Source organism: Paraburkholderia caballeronis (assembly GCF_900104845.1).
GTDB lineage: Bacteria > Pseudomonadota > Gammaproteobacteria > Burkholderiales > Burkholderiaceae > Paraburkholderia > Paraburkholderia caballeronis.
Genome location: NZ_FNSR01000002.1, coordinates 2262311 through 2283925 on the forward strand (window position 1 = coordinate 2262311; position 21615 = coordinate 2283925).

Annotated in this window: 18 protein-coding genes; 6 read left to right on the forward strand and 12 right to left on the reverse strand. The window is 69.1% G+C overall.

Annotation, left to right across the window (positions count from 1 at the left end; genetic code table 11):
• The first annotated feature begins 388 nt into the window (after window positions 1-388).
• Both BLV92_RS26610 and BLV92_RS26615 read left to right on the forward strand, forming a co-directional pair.
• A complete protein-coding gene (locus BLV92_RS26610; RefSeq protein ID WP_090550966.1) occupies window positions 389-2188 on the forward strand; it encodes an ABC transporter ATP-binding protein in 1800 nt (599 codons plus the stop codon).
• Window positions 2189-2398: 210 nt separating this feature from the next.
• A complete protein-coding gene (locus tag BLV92_RS26615) occupies window positions 2399-3250 on the forward strand; it encodes an oxidoreductase (protein ID WP_090550969.1) in 852 nt (283 codons plus the stop codon).
• Window positions 3251-3547: 297 nt separating this feature from the next.
• Here BLV92_RS26615 and BLV92_RS26620 read toward each other — a convergent pair whose 3' ends face one another.
• The 9 genes from BLV92_RS26620 to BLV92_RS26660 form a co-directional block, all read right to left on the reverse strand.
• Window positions 3548-4399 (reverse strand): oxidoreductase, encoded by an 852-nt coding sequence (locus BLV92_RS26620; protein WP_090550971.1) that lies wholly within the window; start codon window positions 4397-4399, stop codon window positions 3548-3550.
• 75 nt (window positions 4400-4474) lie between these two features.
• Window positions 4475-4771, reverse strand: a complete 297-nt coding sequence (locus tag BLV92_RS26625; RefSeq protein WP_090550974.1) for an EthD family reductase — start codon at window positions 4769-4771, stop codon at window positions 4475-4477.
• A 239-nt stretch (window positions 4772-5010) separates the two neighbouring features.
• On the reverse strand, window positions 5011-6009 hold the full coding sequence (locus tag BLV92_RS26630) for a 1-phosphofructokinase family hexose kinase (protein ID WP_090550976.1): 999 nt from the start codon (window positions 6007-6009) through the stop codon (window positions 5011-5013).
• 32 nt (window positions 6010-6041) lie between these two features.
• The gene (locus BLV92_RS26635; RefSeq protein WP_090551492.1) at window positions 6042-6518 is read right to left on the reverse strand and encodes a hypothetical protein; all 477 of its coding nucleotides are present in this window, start codon (window positions 6516-6518) and stop codon (window positions 6042-6044) included.
• A 127-nt stretch (window positions 6519-6645) separates the two neighbouring features.
• Entirely contained in the window at window positions 6646-7776 is a 1131-nt protein-coding gene (locus BLV92_RS26640; RefSeq protein ID WP_090550979.1) for an ABC transporter permease, read from the reverse strand.
• 12 nt (window positions 7777-7788) lie between these two features.
• On the reverse strand, window positions 7789-8925 hold the full coding sequence (locus tag BLV92_RS26645; RefSeq protein ID WP_090550981.1) for an ABC transporter permease: 1137 nt from the start codon (window positions 8923-8925) through the stop codon (window positions 7789-7791).
• Window positions 8922-9917, reverse strand: a complete 996-nt coding sequence (locus BLV92_RS26650) for an ABC transporter ATP-binding protein (RefSeq protein WP_090550983.1) — start codon at window positions 9915-9917, stop codon at window positions 8922-8924. Before BLV92_RS26650 ends, BLV92_RS26645 begins: the two co-directional genes overlap by 4 nt.
• Window positions 9914-10879 (reverse strand): ABC transporter ATP-binding protein, encoded by a 966-nt coding sequence (locus BLV92_RS26655; RefSeq protein ID WP_090550986.1) that lies wholly within the window; start codon window positions 10877-10879, stop codon window positions 9914-9916. Before BLV92_RS26655 ends, BLV92_RS26650 begins: the two co-directional genes overlap by 4 nt.
• Window positions 10876-11880, reverse strand: a complete 1005-nt coding sequence (locus tag BLV92_RS26660; protein ID WP_090550989.1) for an HlyD family secretion protein — start codon at window positions 11878-11880, stop codon at window positions 10876-10878. Before BLV92_RS26660 ends, BLV92_RS26655 begins: the two co-directional genes overlap by 4 nt.
• A gap of 312 nt (window positions 11881-12192) precedes the next feature.
• Here BLV92_RS26660 and BLV92_RS31815 point away from each other — a divergent pair, with 312 nt between their 5' ends.
• Complete coding sequence (locus tag BLV92_RS31815) at window positions 12193-12387, forward strand: hypothetical protein (protein WP_143040735.1); 195 nt, start codon at window positions 12193-12195, stop codon at window positions 12385-12387.
• 263 nt (window positions 12388-12650) lie between these two features.
• Here the strand turns inward: BLV92_RS31815 and ftsH are convergent, their stop codons facing one another.
• The 3 genes from ftsH to BLV92_RS26675 form a co-directional block, all read right to left on the reverse strand.
• Window positions 12651-14606: an ATP-dependent zinc metalloprotease FtsH gene (ftsH, locus tag BLV92_RS26665; protein ID WP_090550992.1), complete on the reverse strand. Its 1956-nt coding sequence runs from the start codon at window positions 14604-14606 to the stop codon at window positions 12651-12653.
• 52 nt (window positions 14607-14658) lie between these two features.
• Window positions 14659-15501: a universal stress protein gene (locus BLV92_RS32760; RefSeq protein WP_244283924.1), complete on the reverse strand. Its 843-nt coding sequence runs from the start codon at window positions 15499-15501 to the stop codon at window positions 14659-14661.
• A gap of 294 nt (window positions 15502-15795) precedes the next feature.
• Window positions 15796-16239: an Hsp20/alpha crystallin family protein gene (locus BLV92_RS26675; RefSeq protein WP_090550996.1), complete on the reverse strand. Its 444-nt coding sequence runs from the start codon at window positions 16237-16239 to the stop codon at window positions 15796-15798.
• Window positions 16240-16627: 388 nt separating this feature from the next.
• Between BLV92_RS26675 and BLV92_RS26680 the strand changes: the two genes are divergently transcribed.
• The 3 genes from BLV92_RS26680 (at window position 16628) to rbbA (ending at window position 21612) form a co-directional block, all read left to right on the forward strand.
• The gene (locus BLV92_RS26680) at window positions 16628-17467 is read left to right on the forward strand and encodes a universal stress protein (RefSeq protein WP_090550999.1); all 840 of its coding nucleotides are present in this window, start codon (window positions 16628-16630) and stop codon (window positions 17465-17467) included.
• Between the two features lie 432 nt (window positions 17468-17899).
• A complete protein-coding gene (locus BLV92_RS26685; protein ID WP_090551494.1) occupies window positions 17900-18886 on the forward strand; it encodes an HlyD family secretion protein in 987 nt (328 codons plus the stop codon).
• Complete coding sequence (gene rbbA / locus BLV92_RS26690) at window positions 18883-21612, forward strand: ribosome-associated ATPase/putative transporter RbbA (RefSeq protein WP_090551001.1); 2730 nt, start codon at window positions 18883-18885, stop codon at window positions 21610-21612. The genes BLV92_RS26685 and rbbA overlap by 4 nt, the downstream gene beginning before the upstream one ends.
• Window positions 21613-21615 lie beyond the last annotated feature (3 nt).

Here is a 21615-nt window from a genome sequence, read left to right on the forward strand (position 1 = left end):
GATGCTCCTGTCGATCGGGGTTAGCGCTTCAGCGCTTACTCCGCTTACGCCGATCCCATGCAAGATGGTTGCTGTCGAAATTCGCGCGGCCGCCCCACCGGCAGCCGGCCGAAGCGCACGGTAATCGATCCGGCCCGCGCTGCCTATGCAACGGCGCTTAACACGCTTTGAAGCAAATCTGTTCGCTCCCGCTCGCGCGCGGATGCGATACTGCGGCTCGCATCGGCGCATCGCTGTTTGCCCGCGTCTCGCGACAATAACGCAAATGAAAGGTTTTTTCGGGCAGGCCGCCCCGTAGCGCGCGCGCCGAAACCGCCTTCGTCGCTCCCACAGGAACCCACGCAAGACCCCGGCGCAGGCATTTCATGCCGCGCGCCGCCACCCGACAATGACGTTCTTTAACCCGCAACCCGGCGCCGCGCCCGGCTCCGTCACCAACCGCGAGGTGCTCGCGTTCGTCTGGTCGTTCTGGATGAAACGCCGGCGCACGTTCGCACTCGCGTGCGTGCTGACGCTCGTATGGACCGGCCTCGACCTGTCGCTGCCGATGGCGTCGTCGCGGCTGATCGCGGCGGTCGCGCCGCTGCCCGCCGACGCGCCGCGCGCATGGCTCGCCTGGCGCGCCTACCTGCTGCTGTTCGCAGCGTATGCGATCGTCCGCAACGTCGCGTTCCGGCTGTGGGCGCGGATCGCCGCGTTCAACATGGAGGCGATGACGAACGAGGTGTTCGGCCGCCTGCAGGCCGCGCCCGCCGAATGGCACGCGAACCACGCGGGCGGCGAGACGATCCGGCGCGTCGTCCGCGCGATGTGGGGCTACGACGCGGTGACGGACGCATTCACGATCTGGCTCGTGCCGTCGCTCGTCGTGCTGGTCGGCCTGTGCGTCGCGCTGTGCTGGCGCGAGCCGGTTGCGGGCCTCGTCGCGCTCGGCGTCGTCTGCGTGTTCGTGACCGGCAGCGTGCTGCTCACGGTGCGCTACGTGCGGCCCGCGAATCTTCTGTCGAACCGGCGCGACGGGCTGTTGAGCGGCATGCTGAACGACTCGCTCGGCGCGAACGGCGCGGTCAAGAGTTTCGCGGCCGAGCCTCGCGAAGCGGCGCGGATCGCCGAAGCGACCGCCGCGTGGCGCGCGTCGATCCTCGTCACGTGGAACCGTTTCATCGACATGGGGCTGCTGCAGAACCTGTGTCTGCTCGCGCTGCTCGCCGGGCTTTCCGCCGCGATGCTGAACGCATGGACCCACGCGCGCGCCGACGCGGGCGACATCGCGTTTGCGATCACGTCGTTTCTCGTGATGAGCGGTTATCTGCGCAACGTCGGCGAGAACGTGCGGCAGTTGCAGCGCGGTTTCGACGACGTATCCGATGCGGTCGCGCTGCGGCACGAACGATCGGAAGACGTCGCGCCGATGAACGACGAATCGCCGTTCACGCGCGGCCGGATCGTGTTCGACGACGTCGGTTTCGCGTATCCGGGCGCGAAGCGCGCGATCTGCGAGCATCTGAACGTGTCGATCGAGCCCGGCGAGATCGTCGCGGTGATGGGGCCGAGCGGCACCGGCAAATCGACGCTGGTGAAACTGCTGCAACGGCTGTACGAGCCGCACCACGGCCGCATCGCGATCGACGGCGTCGATACGGCGACGGTGCCGCTGAACGCATTGCGCGGCGCGATCGCGGTCGCCGCGCAGCAGCCGGACCTGTTCCATCGCACGGTGTTCGACAACATCGCGTATGCGAGGCCCGATGCGAGCCGCGCGGAAGTCGAGGACGCCGCGCGGGCCGCGCATGCGGATCGTTTCATCGCGGCGTTGCCGGACGGTTACGACACGATGGTCGGCGAGCGCGGCGTGAAGCTGTCCGGCGGCCAGCGGCAGCGCATCGCGCTCGCGCGCGCCTTGCTCGCGGACGCGCCGATCGTCGTGCTCGACGAAGCGACGTCCGCGCTCGACGCGCACACCGAACAGGCGGTGCTCGCGGGCCTGCGCGAACGGCTCGCCGGGCGCACCTGCCTGTTCATCACGCACCGGCCGTCGGCCGCGCGCTTCGCGGACCGCGTGCTGCATTTCGCGGACGGCCGGTTAGCGGAAGGACCGCTTGCCGCCGACTCGCTGCATGCGGCGTCGCCAGGCGCGCGGCCGAACGGCGCACCGCGCTACGAGCACGACACGGCGGGCGCCGCGTGAAGCCGGCTGGAGGCCCGCATAAAGCCCGCTTGAAACGATTTACGCCGTCCGCTTGCAGTACCGCTTAAAAAGGTATGCACGCACAGGGGGATGCGCGAAGGACCGCGCACCGCCACAATCACGAGATCCCGCGCGACGCGGCGGCCGTATTCCGTTTGCCGGCCGCCGCGCATCCGCGCTTCATGCAGTTCACAGAAAACAGGAGCACTCATGGCTACGCAGAACGACAAGCCCGTCTGGTTCATCACCGGCTGCTCGACCGGTTTCGGCCGCGAGATCGCGCGCAAGACGCTGAGCCTCGGCTACCCGACCGTCATTACCGCGCGCAATCCGTCCACGCTCGCCGATCTCGCGAACGAGTACGCGGACCTCGCGCTCGTGCTCGAACTCGACGTGATGAAGGCCGCGCAGATCGAGGCCGCGACGCGCGCGGCAATCGAACGCTTCGGCCGCATCGACGTGCTCGTGAACAACGCGGGCATCGGCTACTTCGGCTCGTTCGAGGAAAGCGAGCGCGACGAAGTCCGCACGATGTTCGACATCAACGTGTGGGGCCTCGCGGACATGACCCGCGCGGTGCTGCCGCAGATGCGCAAGCAGCGTTCGGGCACGATCGTGAACATCTCGTCGGTCGGCGGGATCATCGCGTTCCCGGCGCTCAGCTTCTACAACGCGACGAAGTTCGCCGTGGAGGCGTTGTCCGAGTCGCTGTCGCAGGAACTCGCGCCGCTCGGCATCAAGGTGCTGGTCGTGGAGCCGGGTCCGTTCCGCACCGACTGGGCGGGCCGTTCCGCGAACCAGGCGCCGCAGACGATCGACGACTACGCGAACACCGCGAAGGCCCGCACCGACATGATCCGCGGCTATAGCGGCAAACAGCCGGGCGACCCGGTGCGCGCGGCCGACGCGATCGTGAAGACGGTCGAGAGCGAGAACCCGCCGCTGCGCCTGCTGCTCGGCAAGGCCGCGCTCGCGAACGCGCGGCTCAAGCTCGATGCGTTGAAGCGCGATTTCGACGGCTGGGAGACGGTGTCGGCGGGCGCGGACTTTCCGGAAGGTTGAACGGCGCTGATCGCCCGTCGTATTGACGGATGACGCGACGCCCGATGGCGCGGCCGATGGCTGCTTCGGAGGGCGTCGCGTTTTTTTATGCGGCTGTGGATGCGGATGGTCGGACCCTGTCGCGCCGTTCGTCGCATCGTGTTCGGCGCGATGCGCGATACGTCTGCGCACAAGGCGCACGTATCGGCCGTCAAACCCGGTTGGGAATGCCTGCGACGGCACGGCCTCGCAACGAAAACCGCACGGCTTCAAACGACGCGTCGGCGTTACATCGACCCACGCGTCGCGTCATCGCCCCTACCCCGCAAACCCCGTAGAGGAAGCCAGCGCCTTCCACGCATCGGTCTCCGTCGCGACAAAAGCGAGCTTCCGCGCAATCGCGTCCAGCGTATCGTTGCCGAGCGGCAGCCGCAGCGGCGGCTCGTTGCTGTCCACCAGCGTCACCAGCGCCGCCGCGAGTTTCGCCGGATCGCCCGGCTGCTGACGGTTCAATCCCGCCGCCCGCTCGCGGGTCGCGCCCGAGGTCGCCGCGTAATCCGCGATCACGTTCGGCGACACGACGAGCGACGACGCATCGAGAAACTCGGTGCGGAAGTAACCCGGCTCGATCACCGTCGCGTGAATGCCGAGCGGCGCCAGTTCCGCGTGCAGCGCCTCGGTCAGCCCCTCGACGGCGAACTTCGTCGAGCAGTACACGCCGAACCCCGCCGACGCGCGAAAGCCGCCGATCGACGACACGTTGATAACATGCCCCGAGCGCCGCGCGCGCATCGCCGGCAGCACCGCGCGCGTGACGTTCAACAGGCCGAACACGTTCGTGTCGTACATGCGCCGCGCTTCGGCGTCGCTCGACTCCTCGACCGCGCCGAGCAGCCCGAAACCCGCGTTGTTCACCAGCACGTCGATGCGGCCGAAACGGGCAAGCCCCGCTTGGGCCGCCGCGCGGGCCCGCGCTTCGTCGGTCACGTCCAGCTTCACCGGCAATACCGCCGGGTTGTCGCCGAAGCGTTCGACGATCGCCGCCGTATTGCGGCCGGCCGCGATCACCGCGTTGCCGTCCGCGAGCGCCGCGCCGGCAATCTGTGCGCCCAGGCCGCGCGCCGCGCCGGTAATTAGCCACACCCGTTTGAACGGCTGTTCGTTGCTCATCGTGGACTCCTCGAAGGAACGGGCCGAACACGCATCGCGTTGCATGGCCCGATGTTGAATGGTGGCGGCCGTCGCTCACGCGGCCTGCGTGTCGAACGCGATCGCTTCGACGCCCGCGCCCGCGAAATTCGCGAGGTCATGGTGCGCCGCGTGGCCGATCTCCGATTCGAGCGCGGCCGTCATCGCGTCGAACGAGCGGAACGTCAGGATCGCGACGAGATGCCATGCGCCGCCACCCACGTCGCCGCGATTGACCTCGTAGCCGGTCAGCCCCGGCAACTGGCGCGCGAGCGGCACGTGCACGTTGAAGTAGTGGTGGTCGAATGCAGCCGGATCGTCCGGATGCCGATACCTCGCGATCAGCTTCGCCATGAGGGTTCCGCTCGTGCGCGCCACGGGACGCGGCGCGCCATGAACGAAGCGTAACGGCCGCGCCGCGCGCCGGTAAGCGGCGCGCGCTGCACAGCGTATGAAGCGGAGCTAACAGATGCGCGACGATCCAGCCGGACATCGGTGTGCGTCGATGTCCGAAGCAGAAGCGTGGCCCGTTTGCACAACGAGCGTCGCGCATGCGGTAACGCGGTATCGCCGGATACGCTTTGAAGAGGGACTTACAGCCGCGGGCTGGCTTCCACGCAGAGCGTCGCCGGAGTGGGGCCGGCCCGGCTGTCGTGCAGCGGCTGGTCCTGAAGCACCCGATACAGCCGCTGCTGATCGTCGGGCCGGCACAACGCGGTGCCTTGCGCGAGCAGCGTCGCGGACGCGGCCGCGACCGCATGACGGAACGCGACGTCGAGCGCATCGCCCCGATCGAGCGCCCACACCATCGCGCCGACAAAGCTGTCGCCCGCGCCGATCGCGCTGGACACCGCCATCGGCAGCGCATCCGCGCGCAGCGTGAGGCCGGCCGCGACGACCATCGCGCCGCGTTCGCCGAGCGTCAGCGCGACGACTTCCGCGCGTCCGTCGCGAACGATCCGCGCGGCCGCGCCGCGCCATTCGTCCTCCGTTTCGAGCGGCGCGCCGGTCAGCTCGCGCAGTTCGCTCAGGCTCGGCTTCACGAGGAATACGCGTTCGTTCAACGCTTTCTTCAGCGCGGGGCCGGACGTGTCGAGCACCACGCGCGCGCCGCGCGCGCGGGCGATCCGTGCGAGGTTCGCATACGCGTCGTCGGGCAAGCCCGGCGGCAGGCTGCCGCTCAGCACCAGATAACGGGGCGGCGGATCGAGCGACTCGACGTGGCGCAGCACCCGCTCCCATTCGTCCGCGCCGACGACCGGCCCCGGCAGCACGAAGCGATATTCGCGGCCGGTCGTCGTCTCTCGCACCGAAAAGTTCTCGCGCGTGTCGCCGGCGATCCCGATGCACGCGCTGCGCACCTGTTCCGCGTCGAGCATCCGTTGCAGCATCTGCCCGACCGCGCCGCCCGCGAGATACAGCGCCACGCAGTCGCCGCCGAGCCGCCGGATCACGCGCGCGACGTTGATCCCGCCGCCGCCCGGGTCGCGCCGCGCACACGCGCAGCGCAGCTTGTGCGTGTCGGTCACCTGCGCGACGGACGTTGCGACGTCGATCGCGGGATTCAACGTCACGGTGACGATGCCGGTCATCGGGTTCCCTGTGGTTTTGTCGTTGTCGTCGTTCAGATCGTCACGTAGCCATCGAACGTCCACGGCAGCTTCATCGACGGCGGCAGCGCATCGAGTCCGGTTTCACCGAAGCTCGTGCCGGTGAACCCCGGCGCGCCGTCGGCCGAAAAGAGCGGCACGAACGCAAACGTGTCGTTGATGCGGACCAGCGCGTGCTCGTTCAAGGGCGACGGCGCATAGATCGCGACCGAGCGGAACAGCGCCGGCGCGCCGCCGCCGTTGTCGCCTGGCCCGGCAATATGCGTGACGAGCGGCCCGCTCGTCCGGTAATGCGCGGGCAGCGTCCACGTCGCGCCGTCGCGCTCGACCGTCGAAGCCGGCACATATGCGAGCGGCACGCCCGGATACGGCAGGCAGTACCCCTGCGGCGCGACCGGACCGTCCGGCCCGAGCGCGAGCGGCGGATACGCCCACAACGACAGGTTGATCGTCGCCGTCTTTTGCCTGAAGAACTCCGCCAGCCAGTCCATCGCTTTCTCCTGGTTCGTTGTGCCGTCCGCGCCGCGCGCCTTCACGGCCGTCGCGGTCCATACGGCGAGGGTGCTATGGCTCGCCGTTAACCGCTTGATTCACGTCAAGCGCCCGCGGACGCCGCGCTCAATCCAGCGACTTGCGGAACCGCAGCACGCTCGCGCCGAGCATCACGACGCTGAGCACCGCGAGCCCGGCGAACTGCGGCCACAGCACGCCGATGCCGACGCCCTTCAGGAACTCGTCGCGCAGCACGACGAGGAAATAACGCAGCGGGTTCGCGAACGTCAGCCATTGCAGCACGCGCGGCATCGCGTCGATCGGAAACGCGAAACCCGACAGGATGAACAGCGGATTCACGAGAAAGAAGTTCAGCGCGAACGCCTGCTGCTGCGTGCGCGAAAACGTCGACAGCAGCAGGCCGATGCCGAGCGTCGCGAGCAGGAACAGCGTGACGGCCGCGAGCATCACGAGCCAGTTGCCGACGAACGGCACGCGAAACCAGCCGATGCCGATCGCGGTCACGATCGCGACGTCGCCCAGCCCGATCAGGAAAAACGGCACGGTCTTGCCGAGGATGAATTCGACCGGCCGGATCGGACTCACCATGATCTGTTCGAGCGTGCCGACCTCGCGTTCGCGCACCACCGCGAACGCGGTCAGGCTCACGACCTGGATCAGCGTCAGCGTGCCGACCACGCCCGGGATGAAGAACCAGCGGTCGTCGATGCCCGGGTTGAACCACGGCCGCTCGTGCAGCGCGACCGCAAGCGCGGGCGGCGCGGCGCCCGCGTCGCGCGGCCACGCTTCGCGCGCCCAGTCGGCCTGGAACTGCGCGACCACCTGGTTCACGTAGCCGAGCGCGATCAGCGCGGTGTTCGAGTTGGTGCCGTCCACGATCACCTGCAACGGCGCGCGCCGGCCGTTCTGCAGATACTGCGCGAAACCCGCGTGGATCACGACCGCGACGCTCGCGCGGCCGGTGTCCACGTCGCGGCCGAGTTCGCGCTGCGAGTGCGCCGCGTCGATCACGTCGAAGCGGCCGGTCGCGACGAAGTGCGACACCAGCTCGCGACTCGCGGCGCTGTGGTCGAGGTCGAGCACGGCGGTCGGCACGTGGTTCACGGTGAAGGTCGCCGCGTAGCCGTACACCAGCACCTGGATCGCGAGCGGCACGACGAGCCGGAACATCGCCCAGCGGTCGCGGCGCAGTTCGAGGAACTCCTTCACCAGCATCGCGTGCACGCGTTCGAACATGGTCGCGTCCGGTCAGTCGAGGTGCTTGCGGAACGCGCGCACGCTGAGCCACACGATCACGGCCGCATACAGCGCGAGCGCCGCGAACGGCCAGCCGATGTCCGCGAGCGGGCTGCCCTTCAGGAACACCGCGCGCAGCATCGTCACGTAATAACGCGCGTAGACGAGGAACGTGACCGCCTGCACCGGCTTCGGCATCTGCTCGATCGCGAACGTGTAGCCGGACAGCATCGTGGTCGGCATCATCGTCAGCAGCAGCGCGATCTGGCTCGCGCCGAGCTGGCTGCGAATCCGCACCGACATCAGATAACCGATGCCGAGCACGACCAGCGTGAACAGCGCGGTGATCGCGAGCAGCGTCAGCACGCTGCCGCGAAACGGCACGCCGAACCAGTACACGGTGACGAGGAGGCAGAACGCGGCGTTCGCGAAGCCGATCGCGAAGTATGGCGCGAGCTTGCCGAACATCACTTCGAGCGGCTTCACCGGCGTCGAGATCAACTGTTCCATCGTGCCGCGCTCCCATTCGCGCGCGACGGTCAGCGACGTGAGCTGCGCGCCGACCAGCGCGAGGATCACCGCGACGACGCCCGGAATGATGAAGTTGCGGCTGTCGAGCCCCTCGTTGTACCAGACCCGCGATTCGATATCGACCGCGCCGAAGGTCTGCGGCTGAAGTCCATGCGCCTGCGCCCACCGCGTACCGAAGTCGGCGGTCGTCTGCGCGATCACGCCCTGCGCGTAGCCGGTCGCGATGTTGGTCGTGTTGGTGTCGCTCGCGTCGAACACGGTCTGCACGGTCGCGTTGCCGGTGCGCGCGAGCGTGCGCGAGAAGTCGACCGGAATCGTGACGACGCCGCTGCATTCGCGGCGGTCGAGCGCGGCGCGCACGTCGCGCTCGCTGCCGGCGAGCCGCACCGCCGAGAACCAGCCGGACGCGACGAACCGTTCGACCAGTTCGCGGCTCGCCTGGCTGCGCTCCTCGTCGTGCACGCACAGCGGCACGTGGCGGATGTCGAGGCTCACGCCGTAACCGAGCAGCGCCATCTGCATCATCGGCATCAGCAGCGCGATCGCCAGGCTGCGCGGGTCGCGCCAGATCTGCAGCGTCTCCTTGTACGCCATCGCGATCAGCCGGCGCAGGCTCATGCGGCGCTCCGCGCGCGCTCGGTGCGCTCGACCAGTTGCACGAACACGTCTTCGAGGCTCGGGCGGATTTCGAGCGGCGGCTGCGCGTCGATGCCCGCGCGCGCGAGCGCCTGCACGATCGTGTCAGCCCCGCCGTTTGCGACCAGCACGTGCAGCCGGTCGCCGAAGATCGACGCGTCGAGCACGCCCGGCTGGCCGCGCAGCGCGGCGACCGCCTCGCCCGGCGCGGGACACGCGCACTCGAACAGCGTGCCGCCCAGTTGCTGCGCGCGCAGTTCGCCGGGGCTGCCGATCGCGATCAGCCGCCCCGCGTCGATCAGCGCGATGCGGTTGCAGTATTCGGCCTCGTCCATGTAGTGGGTGGACACGAGCACCGTCACGCCGTCACCGGCCAGGCGATGGATCAGGTCCCAGAAGCGCCGCCGCGCCTGCGGTTCGACGCCCGACGTCGGCTCGTCGAGGAACAGCACCGGCGGCCGGTGCAGGATCGCGCAGCCGAGCGCGAGCCGCTGCCGCCAGCCGCCCGCGAGCGTGCCGACCAGCGCGTCCTCGCGGCCTTCGAGGCCGGCCATCGAGATCGCAAACGCCATCCGCTCGTCGAGCACGTCGCGCGGCACGCGATAGATGCCCGCGAAAAACCGCAGGTTCTCGCGGCACGTCAGGTCGCCGTACAGCGAGAACTTCTGCGACATGTAGCCGATGTGCGCGCGCACCGCCTCGGGCTGCGTGCCGACGTCGAAGCCGGCGACCGTCGCGCTGCCCGCGCTCGGCGCGAGCAGCCCGCACAGCAGCCGGATCGTCGTGGACTTGCCCGCGCCGTTCGGGCCGATGAAACCGACCACCTCGCCGCGCGCGATCGACAGGTCGAGCCGGTCCACCGCCGTGAAGCTGCCGAAGCGTTTCGTGAGGCCGGACGTGACGACGACCGGGCCTTCCGGCGGCTGCCCGTCCGCCGCATTCACGGAGGCCGGATCGCGCCGATTCGCGCTCATGCGGCCTCCCCGATCAGCGCGACGAACACGTCCTCGATGCCCGGCTCGACCGTCGCGATCGACACGCCCGCGACGCCTCGTTCGTTCAATCGCGCCGCCACTTCCGGCGTGCGCCGCGCGGCGTCGTCGACGCGCACGTGCACGCGGTCGCCCATCAGCAGCAGGCCGAGCACGCCGGGCAAGCCGTCGAGCGCCGCATACGCGTCGCGCGGACGGTCCGCCTGTACGGCCAGCAGCGCGCCGGGCATCCGCGCCTTCAGCCGCGCCGGCGTATCGCATTCGCGCACCGCGCCGCCGTACAGCAGCGCGAGCCGCGAACAGCGTTCCGCCTCGTCCATGTACGCGGTGGACATCACGATCGTCACGCCTTCCTCGCGCAGCCGGTACAGGATCGCCCAGAAGTCGCGGCGCGACACCGGATCGACGCCGGTCGTCGGCTCGTCGAGCAGCAGCACCTTCGGCGTATGGATCAGCGCGCAGACGAGCCCGAGCTTCTGCTTCATCCCGCCCGACAACTGGCCCGCGAGCCGCCGCCGGAACGGCGCGAGACCTGCCGCGTCGAGCAGTTCGGCGGAGCGCGTGCGATAGCGGTCGCGCGGCACCTCGAACAGTTCGCCGTAGAAGAACACGTTTTCCGCGACGGTCAGGTCCTCATACAGCCCGAAACGCTGCGGCATGTAGCTGAGCGACGTCTTCGCGCGCTCGGGATCGGCGGCCACGTCGATGCCTTCGAGCACGATGCGGCCCGCGTCCGGCCGCAGCACGCCGGCGAGCATCCGCATCAGCGTCGTCTTGCCCGCGCCGTCCGGGCCGACCAGCCCGAAGATTTCGCCGCGGGCGATCGTGACGCTCACGCCGCGCACGGCTTCGAGTCTGCCGAAGCGGCGCGCGACGCTCTCCACCACGATCGCCGCGGCGGGCGTATTGGCCGTATCGGCGTCGCTGTTCGCCGCGGCGCTCATCGGCCGCTCGCGAGCGGGGTCATCGACGCGTCGGCCGGCATGCCGGGCAGCAGTTCGTGGGTCGGGTTGTCGATGTCGATGCGGATGCGGTAGACCAGCGTCACTCGTTCCGCATGGGTCTCGACGGTCTTCGGCGTGAACTCGGCCTGCGGCGACACGAAGCTGATGCGGCCGCGATAGACCTTCGACGGATACGCGTCGGTGCGCACGTCCACCGCCTCGCCGAGCCGGATGCGGCCGATGTCCGGCTCGTTCACGTACGCGCGCAGCCACACGTGGTCGAGTTCGTCGAGCGTCATGATCGCGACGCCGGGGCCGGCCAGTTGACCGAGTTCCGCTTCGCGCACCGCGATCACGCCGTCGAACGGCGCGCGCAGTTCGGTGTACGACAGCATCGTCTCGTCCTGGCGCAGACGCGCGCGCGCCGCCTCGACGTTCGCCAGCGCCAGCGCGACGTTGTTGCGCGCGGCGGCGACGAGGGCGACGTCGTGCGCGAGCGTCGCGGCGGACTGGCGCTCGGCGGTGCGCGCGAGGTCGCTGCTCTGCTGCGAAACCGCCTGATGCGCGGCCAGCACGTCGGCGCGCGACGCGTCGAGCCGCTTCTCCGACAGATCGAAACGGTCGCTGACGACGCTGTGCTCGACGGCCACGAGATTGCTGCGGCTCGCATCGACCTGCGCGAGCTGCACGTCGAGGTTCGCCTGGTCGATGTCGACCTGGCGGCGGTACAGGCGGTCGTCCACGCGCGCGAGCACCGTGCCGCGCGCGACGCGCGCGCCTTCGTCGAACGGCAGATAGACGATCGGCGCCTGCACCTGCGTGACGCTCAGCATGCTCTCGTGCGCCTCGATGTTGCCGGACACGTCGATCGGCGCGGGACCGGCGTGCCGCGCGCCGAACAGCGACGGCAGGCGCAGCGCCGCGTAACCGCCGGCCGCGGTCAGCGCGAGCAGCAGTGCGAGCGCGATTGCGATCTTCGTGCGCAGATCGTGTAAGGCCATGGGTGTGGATTCCGGAGTGAACGTCCGTGCGATGCAGGCCACTGTACGGGGCAAAGCGGTGGATCGATTGACGTGCGTCAAGTGGCGGGGGTGGAGGTGGGCGGTGCTTTGGCGGTATCGGTGGAATTCGTTATTCGGAGTTCTGGGTTATCGGAAACCACATCGCGCCGTGCGTGATTTCAGGCGTGACGCGAGAGAGCCGCCCTGATTCATCGTGGCCAGGCTCACGCCCATAATTGAGGACTTGGCGGACGTGATTCGGGTGATTATGTCGTTCCCTTCAGCCCCTGGAACCCCTAACGGGAAGCCACAATGAAACAATACCCCTCATTTCGCGATTGGTTTCTCGTCGGAATCGCTGTCGAAGCCGGGATGAAAACCGTTGCTATTGTCTTGCACGGCGACAACAAGGGCAGATCAGGCGCAACTGGTATTCGAAGGCGCGTCGCGCTGTCTGGCGAATGGCTTTGCCGCAGAGAACATAGTCTATCGATTGAAAATTCTTGATGACTTCAATTCCGCCGAATACACATCCGCCGTCAGTGCGCTAGAGGAGGCGCACCCTTGGGGCAGCGACTGGCCGCGAAAGAAGATCGCCTCGTTTTCCAGTTCGGTTGGCGCAGAAGTGCGGGTCGAATATTTCACACTGACGGTGACTCGGGGACCGCTTTCGACTGCGTGAACGATTCACTAAATAATTGATTTATTGTGGGCACTGTGCGAACTCTATGGTTCGCTCCCAGGACATGCTTCTACGACACGCCGCCCCGTTACGAAGCCGCCCCGTCCGCAACCGGCTGCGGCGCACCGGACGTCACAGCCGGCACCAGCGCTTCGGCATTTTTCCCGGCGACCGCAACGACCGGCATCGCCCGCGCGGCCGTCTCCTCCGTCCCATCGATCAACGCAACCAGCGTGTCATGATCGAGCACTTCGCATTCGAGCAGCCGCCGCGCGACCCGGTCGAGCGCCGCTCGCCGCTCGCTCAGCGTGCTCGCCACCCTCGCCCGCGCATCGTCCAGCAGCCGGCGCACCTCGTCGTCGATCCGTTGCGCCGTCTGCGGCCCGCAGCGCACGCTGTAGCCGGCCGGCACGAACGCGCCCGGCTGCCCGTCGCCGTCCGCGCAGGTGACGAGCCCGAGCCGCTCGCTCATCCCGTAACGCGCGACCATGTGCCAGGCCATCGCGGTCGCGCGCTCCAGGTCGTTCTCCGCGCCGGTCGACGCATCGCCGAACACCAGTTCCTCCGCCACCCGCCCGCCGAGCAGCGTATCGAGCCGGTCGAGCAGTTCGCTTCGCCGCAGCACGTAGCGATCCTCGGTCGGCACCTGCTGCGTATAACCGAGCGCCGCGACGCCGCGCGGAATGATCGACACCTTCTTCACCGGATCGCAGTTCGCGCGGCTCTGCGCGACGAGCGCATGGCCGGCTTCGTGATACGCGATCGTCAGTTTCTCCTGCTCGTTCATTACGCGGCTCTTGCGCTCGGCGCCGGCCATCGCGCAGTCGATCGCCTCGTCGAAGTCGGCCATCGTGACCGCCGGCCGGTCCGCCTCGGCGGCGTGCAGCGCGGCTTCGTTCACGATGTTCGCAAGGTCCGCGCCGACGAAACCCGGCGTGCGCGCGGCAAGTTCGGCCAGATCGACGTCCGGCGCGAGCTTCACGCGGCGCGTATGCACGTCGAGAATCTGGCGGCGGCCGGTCAGGTCGGGCCGGTCGATCACGATGTGCCGGTCGAAGCGGCCGGGACGCAGCAGCGCCGGATCGAGAATCTCCGGCCGGTTCGTGGCCGCAAGGATGATGACGCCGGTATTCGCCTGGAAGCCGTCCATCTCGACCAGCAACTGGTTCAGCGTCTGCTCGCGCTCGTCGTTGCCGGACAGCGGCGACGCGCCCCGCACCTTGCCGAGCGCGTCGAGTTCGTCGATGAACACGATGCACGGCGCTTTCTGCTGCGCCTGCTCGAACAGGTCGCGCACGCGCGCCGCGCCGACGCCGACGAACATCTCGACGAACGCGGACCCGCTGACGGTGAAGAACGGCACGCCCGCCTCGCCGGCCACGGCCTTCGCGAGCAGCGTCTTGCCGGTGCCGGGCGCGCCGACGATCAGCGCGCCTTTCGGGATCTTGCCGCCGAGCCGCCGGTAGCGTTCGGGATGGCACAGGAACGACACGAGTTGCTGAAGCTCGGCTTTCGCCTCGTCGATGCCGGCGATGTCGTCGAAGGTGGTGCCGGTCTCCTTCTGCATGTACACGCGCGGCTTGCTCTTGCCGATGCCGGTATAGTCGCGCGCGCCGCCGCCGCGCCGCATCATGAAGCCCCACAGCAGGCCGAACACGAGAAGCGGCGCGAGCCAGCCGAGCAAGGAGTCCGACCAGCCGCCGTCGGTCGCGCCGCGATAGCGGACGCCGGCCGCCGTGAGCCGCGCGGCCAGGCCGTCGTCCGCGACGCGCAGCGTCGTGAAGCGGTACGGCGCGCCCTCGGCCGAGATCGCGGCCGCGTCGGACGCCGGCAGCAAGCCGTGCGCGTCGGACGAACGCAGCCCGCCGGTGATTAGCGTCGGGCTGATCGTCAGGTCGTCGATCTGGCGTTCGTCGAGCAGTTTCTGGAAATCGCTGTACGCAATCTGCGGCGTCGACGACCTGAGCGACAGCAACTGCAGTCCGATGATCAGCGCGAGGCTCGCGAACAGCACGATTCCGGTCAGGTCCAGCTTCTTGTCCATCGCGATGGCGCTCCTCGTTGCCGTTCGTCGTTGGGGAAAAGGTCCGCCGCGATCAACGGCGGGACGCTGCGGGCGTGGCGCGCGGCACGATCAGCAGCGGCAGCGGACTGCGCCGCGCGATCTGCGCGGCGACGCTCGCGAACCGCCAGCGCGCGCCCGGATGGCCGCCGTGCGTGCCGACCACCAGCAGATCCGCGCGCCATTGCAGCGCGGCCTGCACGATGGCGTGCGCGACGTCGTCGCCGGTATGTTCGGCCGGCAGCACGACCGCGTCGTAATCCGCCGGATGCGCGCCCGCCTGCGGCTCGCACGCGACGTAGCCGACCCGCACCGCGGTCCCCGGCGCGACGATCCGCGCGACTTCGCGGACCGCATCGGCCGACGCGTCGCTGCCGTCGCTCGCGACGAACACGCGCTGCGGCGGCGTGCGGCTCGCGCCGCCGACCGGCGCGCGCGGCAGCACGAGCACCGGGCAGCCGGCCGCGTCCGCGAGCGGCGCGGCGCCGTCCGGGCCGCCGATCAGCAACCGCGTATTCCAGCGGCGCGCGGCGTGGGCCAGCGCGACGGTCTGCGGCGCGCCGTCGGGTTCCGCGCCGAGCAGTTCCATGTCCACGTCGAGGCCGCGCGCTTCGAGCGCGTCGCGCGCGGTCTCCAACGCGGCGATCAGCAATGCGGTGCCGCACAGGCCGTCCCGCGGCCGGTGCGGGGTCGCGTCCGACGGCATCGGCCGGCCGGCCAGCGCGGCGACGCGCACGCGCGCCGCGTTGCCCCCATCGGCCGCGATGCCCGCCCAGCCCGCCGCGCATTCGACCAGCGGCGCGAGTCCGGTCACGTCGTCGATCACCGCGAACACGCGCGGATACGGCGGCGTGCGATGCGTGCGAGAAACAGTCATGGCCTCGGGATTCATCTGGCGGCTCCGGTGGACCTGCGGAGAAATCGCGGCGCGCCGCGCGTGGCGGACACGCCGATCCGTTCCGTCAGCATCGCTCACGACCTTGCTCCGGGCTTGATGTCGATCAAGCGTGTTTCGATCGCCGGCCGTCGTGCCTCGGTCGGCCGCATCGGTTCCACGATGCATCGCGCTTGCCCAAAAAAACGGCGCAGGCTGTTGCGCTGCGCCGTGTGCGCCGTGGCCGGCCGTGTCGCGGCGAGCGGCCCTGCGCGCCGCGACACGCCTCGGCTGGCGTTAACCGATCGTCAGCCGCTTCTGCTCGGCCGGCGCTTTTTTCGGCAGCGTCAGCGACAGCACGCCGTCGTTGTACTGCGCGGTGGCGGCCGCCTGATCGACGTCCGTCGCCAGCGAGAACACGCGGCTGAACGCGCCGCTGTAGCGTTCGCGGCGCAGCACCCGCTCGCCCTCCTTCTTCTCCTCGTTGCGCTCGACCTTCGCGCGGATCGACACGACATTGCCGTCGATCTGCACGTCGATGTTTTCCTTCGCGACGCCCGGCAGTTCGGCCTTCACCGTGTACGCGCCGTCGTTCTCGGTCACGTCGATCCGGATCGACGCGAGCGGATTCTCGTCGCCGCCCGCGCCGCCTGGACCGCCGCGCAGCGGCCGAAACAGCCCGTTGAAAAGATCCGATACCGGGTCGATCGAGAACGGGTCATACCGCGTCAGATTGCTCATTGCGATTCCTCCTGGAAGAAGCGTCCGCGCCGCGCGCGGACGGAACGATCAGCGCCGCCCGACGATCCGTTCGCCGGACGGCCACCGCGTTCAATGTAGAAAGCGTCTTGTCGTGCCCGATTGACCTGACTCAAACGGCTCGCATCGCGGACTCGCTGTGCCGCGCGGCCGACCGTCGTCGTCCGTGATCGTTGACGATCGCCGGCACGACGCTCGCCTGCGCGCCGCGACGGGCTGGTGCGCGAGAACGTTGCCGGCGCGCCGCCACCGCCGCTCTGTTGATTTGCATCAAGCGTGCGGCCGACGTCATTTCTAGACTCGAAGCACCCCGACGCCTGGCCGCGGTGCGGATGCACCCGCGGCATCACCGACCAATGGAGACTTCGCGATGAGCTACAAGACCCTGCTGGTCCACCTCGATGCGAGCGCGCGCTCGCGCGTTCGCCTGTCGATCGCGCTGCGGCTCGCGCGCACGTTCGGCTCGCATCTCGACGGCCTGTTCGCGACGTTCTCGCCCGACCCGCGCGGCTTCTACGTGATGGCCGGCACCGCCGACTATTTCGAGCAGCACCGCCAGCTGCACGATGAACACCGCGACGCGATCGAGCGGCTGTTCCGCGCCGAACTCGCGCAGAGCCAGGTGCCGGGCAACTGGCGCGACGCGTCGGACGATCCGGTCGAGCATGTCGTGCAGCACGCGCGCGCGGCGGACCTCGTGATCGTCGGCCAGAGCGATCCCGGCGATCCGGAGGCGTATGTCGCCGAGCGTTTTCCGGAGACGGTCGTGATGTCGGCCGGCACGCCGGTGCTCGTCGTGCCGAACGAGGGCGAGTTCGCGACGGTCGGCGAGCGCGTGCTGATCGGCTGGAACGGCAGCCGCGAATCGGCGCGCGCGCTGCACGACGCGATGCCGCTGCTCGCGCGCGCCGCGCGGGTGACGATCGCGGGCGTGTCCGGCGCGGTGGAGGCGCCGCATGCGGCGATGTCGTGCGACGACGTCGCCGCCGCGCTCGCGCGGCATCGCGTGACGAACCTCGACCTGGTGGAGTTCGGCCGGAACCTGGACGAGACAGCCGGCGACGCGCTGCTCTCGTATGCGACGCGCGGCGGCTACGACCTGATCGTGACCGGCGCGTACGGCCACACGCGCTGGCAGGAAATGGTGCTGGGCGGCGCGACGCAGACGATGTTCGACCTGATGACCGTGCCGGTGTTGATGTCGCATTAGAAACGCCGCCGCATGCGGACGAACCGGACCGGCGAGTCGAATCGACGTGCGGGCTTGTTCCGTTAATCCCTTTTAATCGGGAAAAAATCGGGAAAAAACGCCGACTCGTCTTGCCGATAGTCGAATAACAAATCAATTCATATTCCCTTGATTAATCCAGACCGTCGCGCGTTGGCGCACCTGCCCCGCCCATGCCCGCCTCTCGCGCGCGGTCGGGCCGCGCGGCATATCCGGCCTGCCTGCCAATTTCGTCCGGTCGGCGTCTTATGATTCCCGGGCGCCCAAGTCTCGCAATGAAGCGACGGCGTCGCGAAAAAACGTCCGGACGCCACGACAGACGACCACGCGCAACCCCGCATCCGCATGCCGAAGCGAAGCAGTGAACGAAGGTTCGCGCGAGATGCGCCCGACGGGTCAGCAATGAAGAAAACCATGAAGAAAAAGCACGTTTGGACGATCGCCGCGATCGTGGCCGTTGCCTTGATCGCCATCGGCATCGGCTGGGAAATCAGCCGTAGCCGCGCGCCGCGCGACGACCTCGCGCACGCGAACGGGCGGCTCGAAATGGCGCGCGTGGACGTCGCCGTCAAATACGCGGGACGGGTGATCGACCTGCCGGTTCGCGAAGGCGACCTGCTGACGGCCGATGCGGTCATCGCGCGCGAGGACGACGCCGAGCTTCAGGCGCAACGCAGCTCCGCGCAGGCGGCCCGGACGCGCGCCGCCGATGCCGCGACCCGCGCGCAGGCCGACATCGACGCGAGCGGCGCACGCGAAAAACGCGCGCGGCTCGACTGGACCGAATCGTCGAAGCTGTTCGCCGACGGCCAGGTGTCGGCGGTCGAGCTTCAGCGTTATCGCTTCGCGCTCGACGGCGCGCTGGCGACGCAGAACGCCGCGCGCGCCGCGCTCGACGAAGCGCGCGCGGCGGTCGCGCAGGCCGACGCCGAGGTCGCGCGGATCGACGCGGTGCTCGCGGAAATGACGATCCGCGCGCCGATAGCCGGCCGCGTCGAATACCGCGTGATCGAAACCGGCGCGGTGCTGCCGGCGGGCGGGCGCGTCGCGACGATGCTCAATCCCGAGGACATCTACTTCACGCTGTTCCTGCCCGGCCCGCAGGCCGGCAAGCTGGCGATCGACGCGGACGCGCGCATCGTGCTCGACGCGTTCCCGGACGAGCCGATCGACGCGCGCATCGGCTACGTGTCGAGCGACGCGCAGTTCACGCCGAAATACGTCGAGACCGGCAACGAGCGTGCGAAGCTGATGTACCGGATCAAGCTGCAACTGCCGCCCGACGCTGCGCGCCGTCTCGCGCCGCGGCTCAAGGCGGGCATGACCGGCGAAGGTTACGTCCGGCTCGACTCGTCGCGGCCGTGGCCGCCCGAACTCGCGCTGCGCGGAGACGCGCGATGACGGACGACGACGCGATCCGCGTCACGGACGTGACGCATCGCTACGGTTCGATCCTCGCGCTCGACGCCGTGTCGCTGACGCTGCCGTCCCGCACGACGATCGGGCTGATCGGCCCGGACGGCGTCGGCAAATCGACGCTGCTCGGCCTGCTGGCCGGCGTGAAGCGCATCCAGCACGGCGAGTTGTCGGTGCTTGGCGCGAACCTGCGCGTGCGCGCCGAACGCGAAGCAAGGCTGCCGCGCATCGCGTTCATGCCGCAGGGGCTCGGCCGCAACCTGTATCCGACGCTGTCGGTCTACGAAAACGTCGATTTTTTCGGCCGCCTGTTCGGTTTCGACGCGAACGCGCGCGCGATGCGCATCCGCCGCCTGCTCGACGCGACCGGCCTCGCGCCGTTTCCGGACCGCCCGGCCGGCAAGCTGTCCGGCGGGATGAAGCAGAAGCTCGGGCTGTGCTGCGCGCTGGTGCGCGACCCGGACCTGCTGATCCTCGACGAGCCGACCACCGGCGTCGATCCGCTGTCGCGCCGCCAGTTCTGGACGCTCGTCGACGCGCTGCGCGCGGAGCGCGCCGGCATGACCGTGATCGTCGCGACCGCGTACATGGACGAGGCGCAGCGTTTCGAGCATCTGGTCGCGATGGACGGCGGCCGCGTGCTCGTGAACGACCGCACGGCGGCCGTGCTCGCGCGCGCCGGCACGCACGATCTCGAACAGGCGTACGTGTCGCTGCTGCCGCCCGCGCGGCGCGGCTCGACCGAGCCGCTCGTGATTCCGCCGTATACGCGCGACGACGGCCCCGCCGCGATCGAGGCCGAAGGGCTGACGCGCCGCTTCGGCGACTTCGTCGCGGTCGATCACGTGAGTTTCCGGATCGGGCGCGGCGAGATCTTCGGCTTCCTCGGCTCGAACGGCTGCGGCAAGACGACGACGATGAAGATGCTGACCGGCCTGCTCGACGCGACGAGCGGCGCCGCGACACTGCTCGGCAAGCCCGTCGACGCAGCCGACATGAACACGCGGATGAAGGTCGGCTACATGTCGCAGTCGTTCTCGCTGTACGAGGAACTGACCGTGCGGCAGAACCTCGACCTGCACGCGCGGCTGTTCCGGCTGGAGGGCGAAGCCGCGCACGCCGCGGTCGAGCGGTCGCTGACCGGCTTCGAACTGGAGCCGTATGCGCACGAGCAGCCCGCGTCGCTGTCGCTCGGCATCCGGCAGCGGCTGCAGCTCGCCGCCGCGTGCCTGCACGGCCCCGAGGTGCTGATCCTCGACGAGCCGACGTCGGGCGTCGATCCCGGCGCGCGCGACATGTTCTGGCGTCACCTGATTCATCTGTCGCGCGACGGGCGCGTGACGATCTTCATCTCGACGCACTTCATGAACGAGGCCGCGCGCTGCGACCGGATCTCGTTCATGCATCGCGGGCGCGTGCTCGCGGTCGGCAGCCCCGACGAACTGCGCGCGCAGCAGCACGCGGATACGCTCGAAGACGCGTTCGTCGCGTGTCTCGAAGCGGTGCTGGAAACCAACGCTCCAGCCAACGCGCCGCCCGGGTCCGAGCCGCCGCCGGCCGCAACGACGACGCCCGGAGCCGCATCCACCGGCGCGCTGTCGCGCATCTGGGCGTTCGCGCTGCGCGAGTCGGTCGAACTGGCGCGCGACCGGCTGCGGCTCGCGTTCGCGCTGCTCGGCCCGGTGGTGCTGCTGTTCGCCGCGTCGTTGAGCGTGTCGTTCGACGTCGAGAACGTGCGCTTCGCGGCGCTCGACCGCGACCGCACGCTCGCGAGCCGCGACGTGATCGAGCAGTTCGCCGGCTCGCGCTACTTCGTGCCGACCCGCGACGCGCTCGGCGACAACGACGCGCGCCATCGTCTGCAGGCATCGCAGGTGCAACTGGTCGTCGAGATTCCGCCGGACTTCGGCCGCGACCTGCTGGCCGGCCGCCGGCCCGAACTGTCGTTCTACATCGACGGCTCCAGCCCGTTTCCCGGCGCGACGATCAGCACCTACGTGAACGCGGTGCTGCTCGACTACGCGCAGAAGCAGATGCGCGCCGACGGCGTCGCGCCGGCCGCGCTGCCGATGTCGATCGAGACGCGCTTCGTGTACAACGAGCAGTTCCGCAGCATCTACGCGATCACGCCCGGCACGATCATGCTCGCGCTGATCCTGATCCCGACGATGCTGACCGCGCTCGGCGTCGTGCGCGAGAAGGAGATGGGCTCGATCACGAACCTGTATGCGTCGCCGGCGCGGGTCGGCGAATACCTGATCGGCAAGCAGTTGCCGTACGTCGTGCTCGCGATGGTCAGTTACCTGCTGTTGGTCGCGCTCGCGATCACGGTGCTCGGCGTGCCGCTGAAGGGCTCGTTCGCCGCGCTGTCGATCGGCGCGCTGCTGTTCGTGTTCGCGGCGACCGGGCTCGGCCTGCTGATCTCGACGTTCGTGCGCTCGCAGGTGGCCGCGATCTTCGGCACCGCGATCCTGTGCCTGATCCCGTCGGTGAACTTTTCCGGGCTGCTGTATCCGGTGTCGACGCTGACCGGCAGCAGCTACTGGGTCGGCCTCGGTTTTCCGTCGTCGTGGTTCCAGCTGGTGAGCCTCGGCAGCTTCACGAAGGGGCTCGGCGCGGCGAGCTTCGGCGCGATGTACGCGGCGCTGGCCGGCTTCGCGCTCGTGTATCTGGCGGGCGCGTGCTGCCTGTTGCCGAAACAGGAGGCGTAGCCG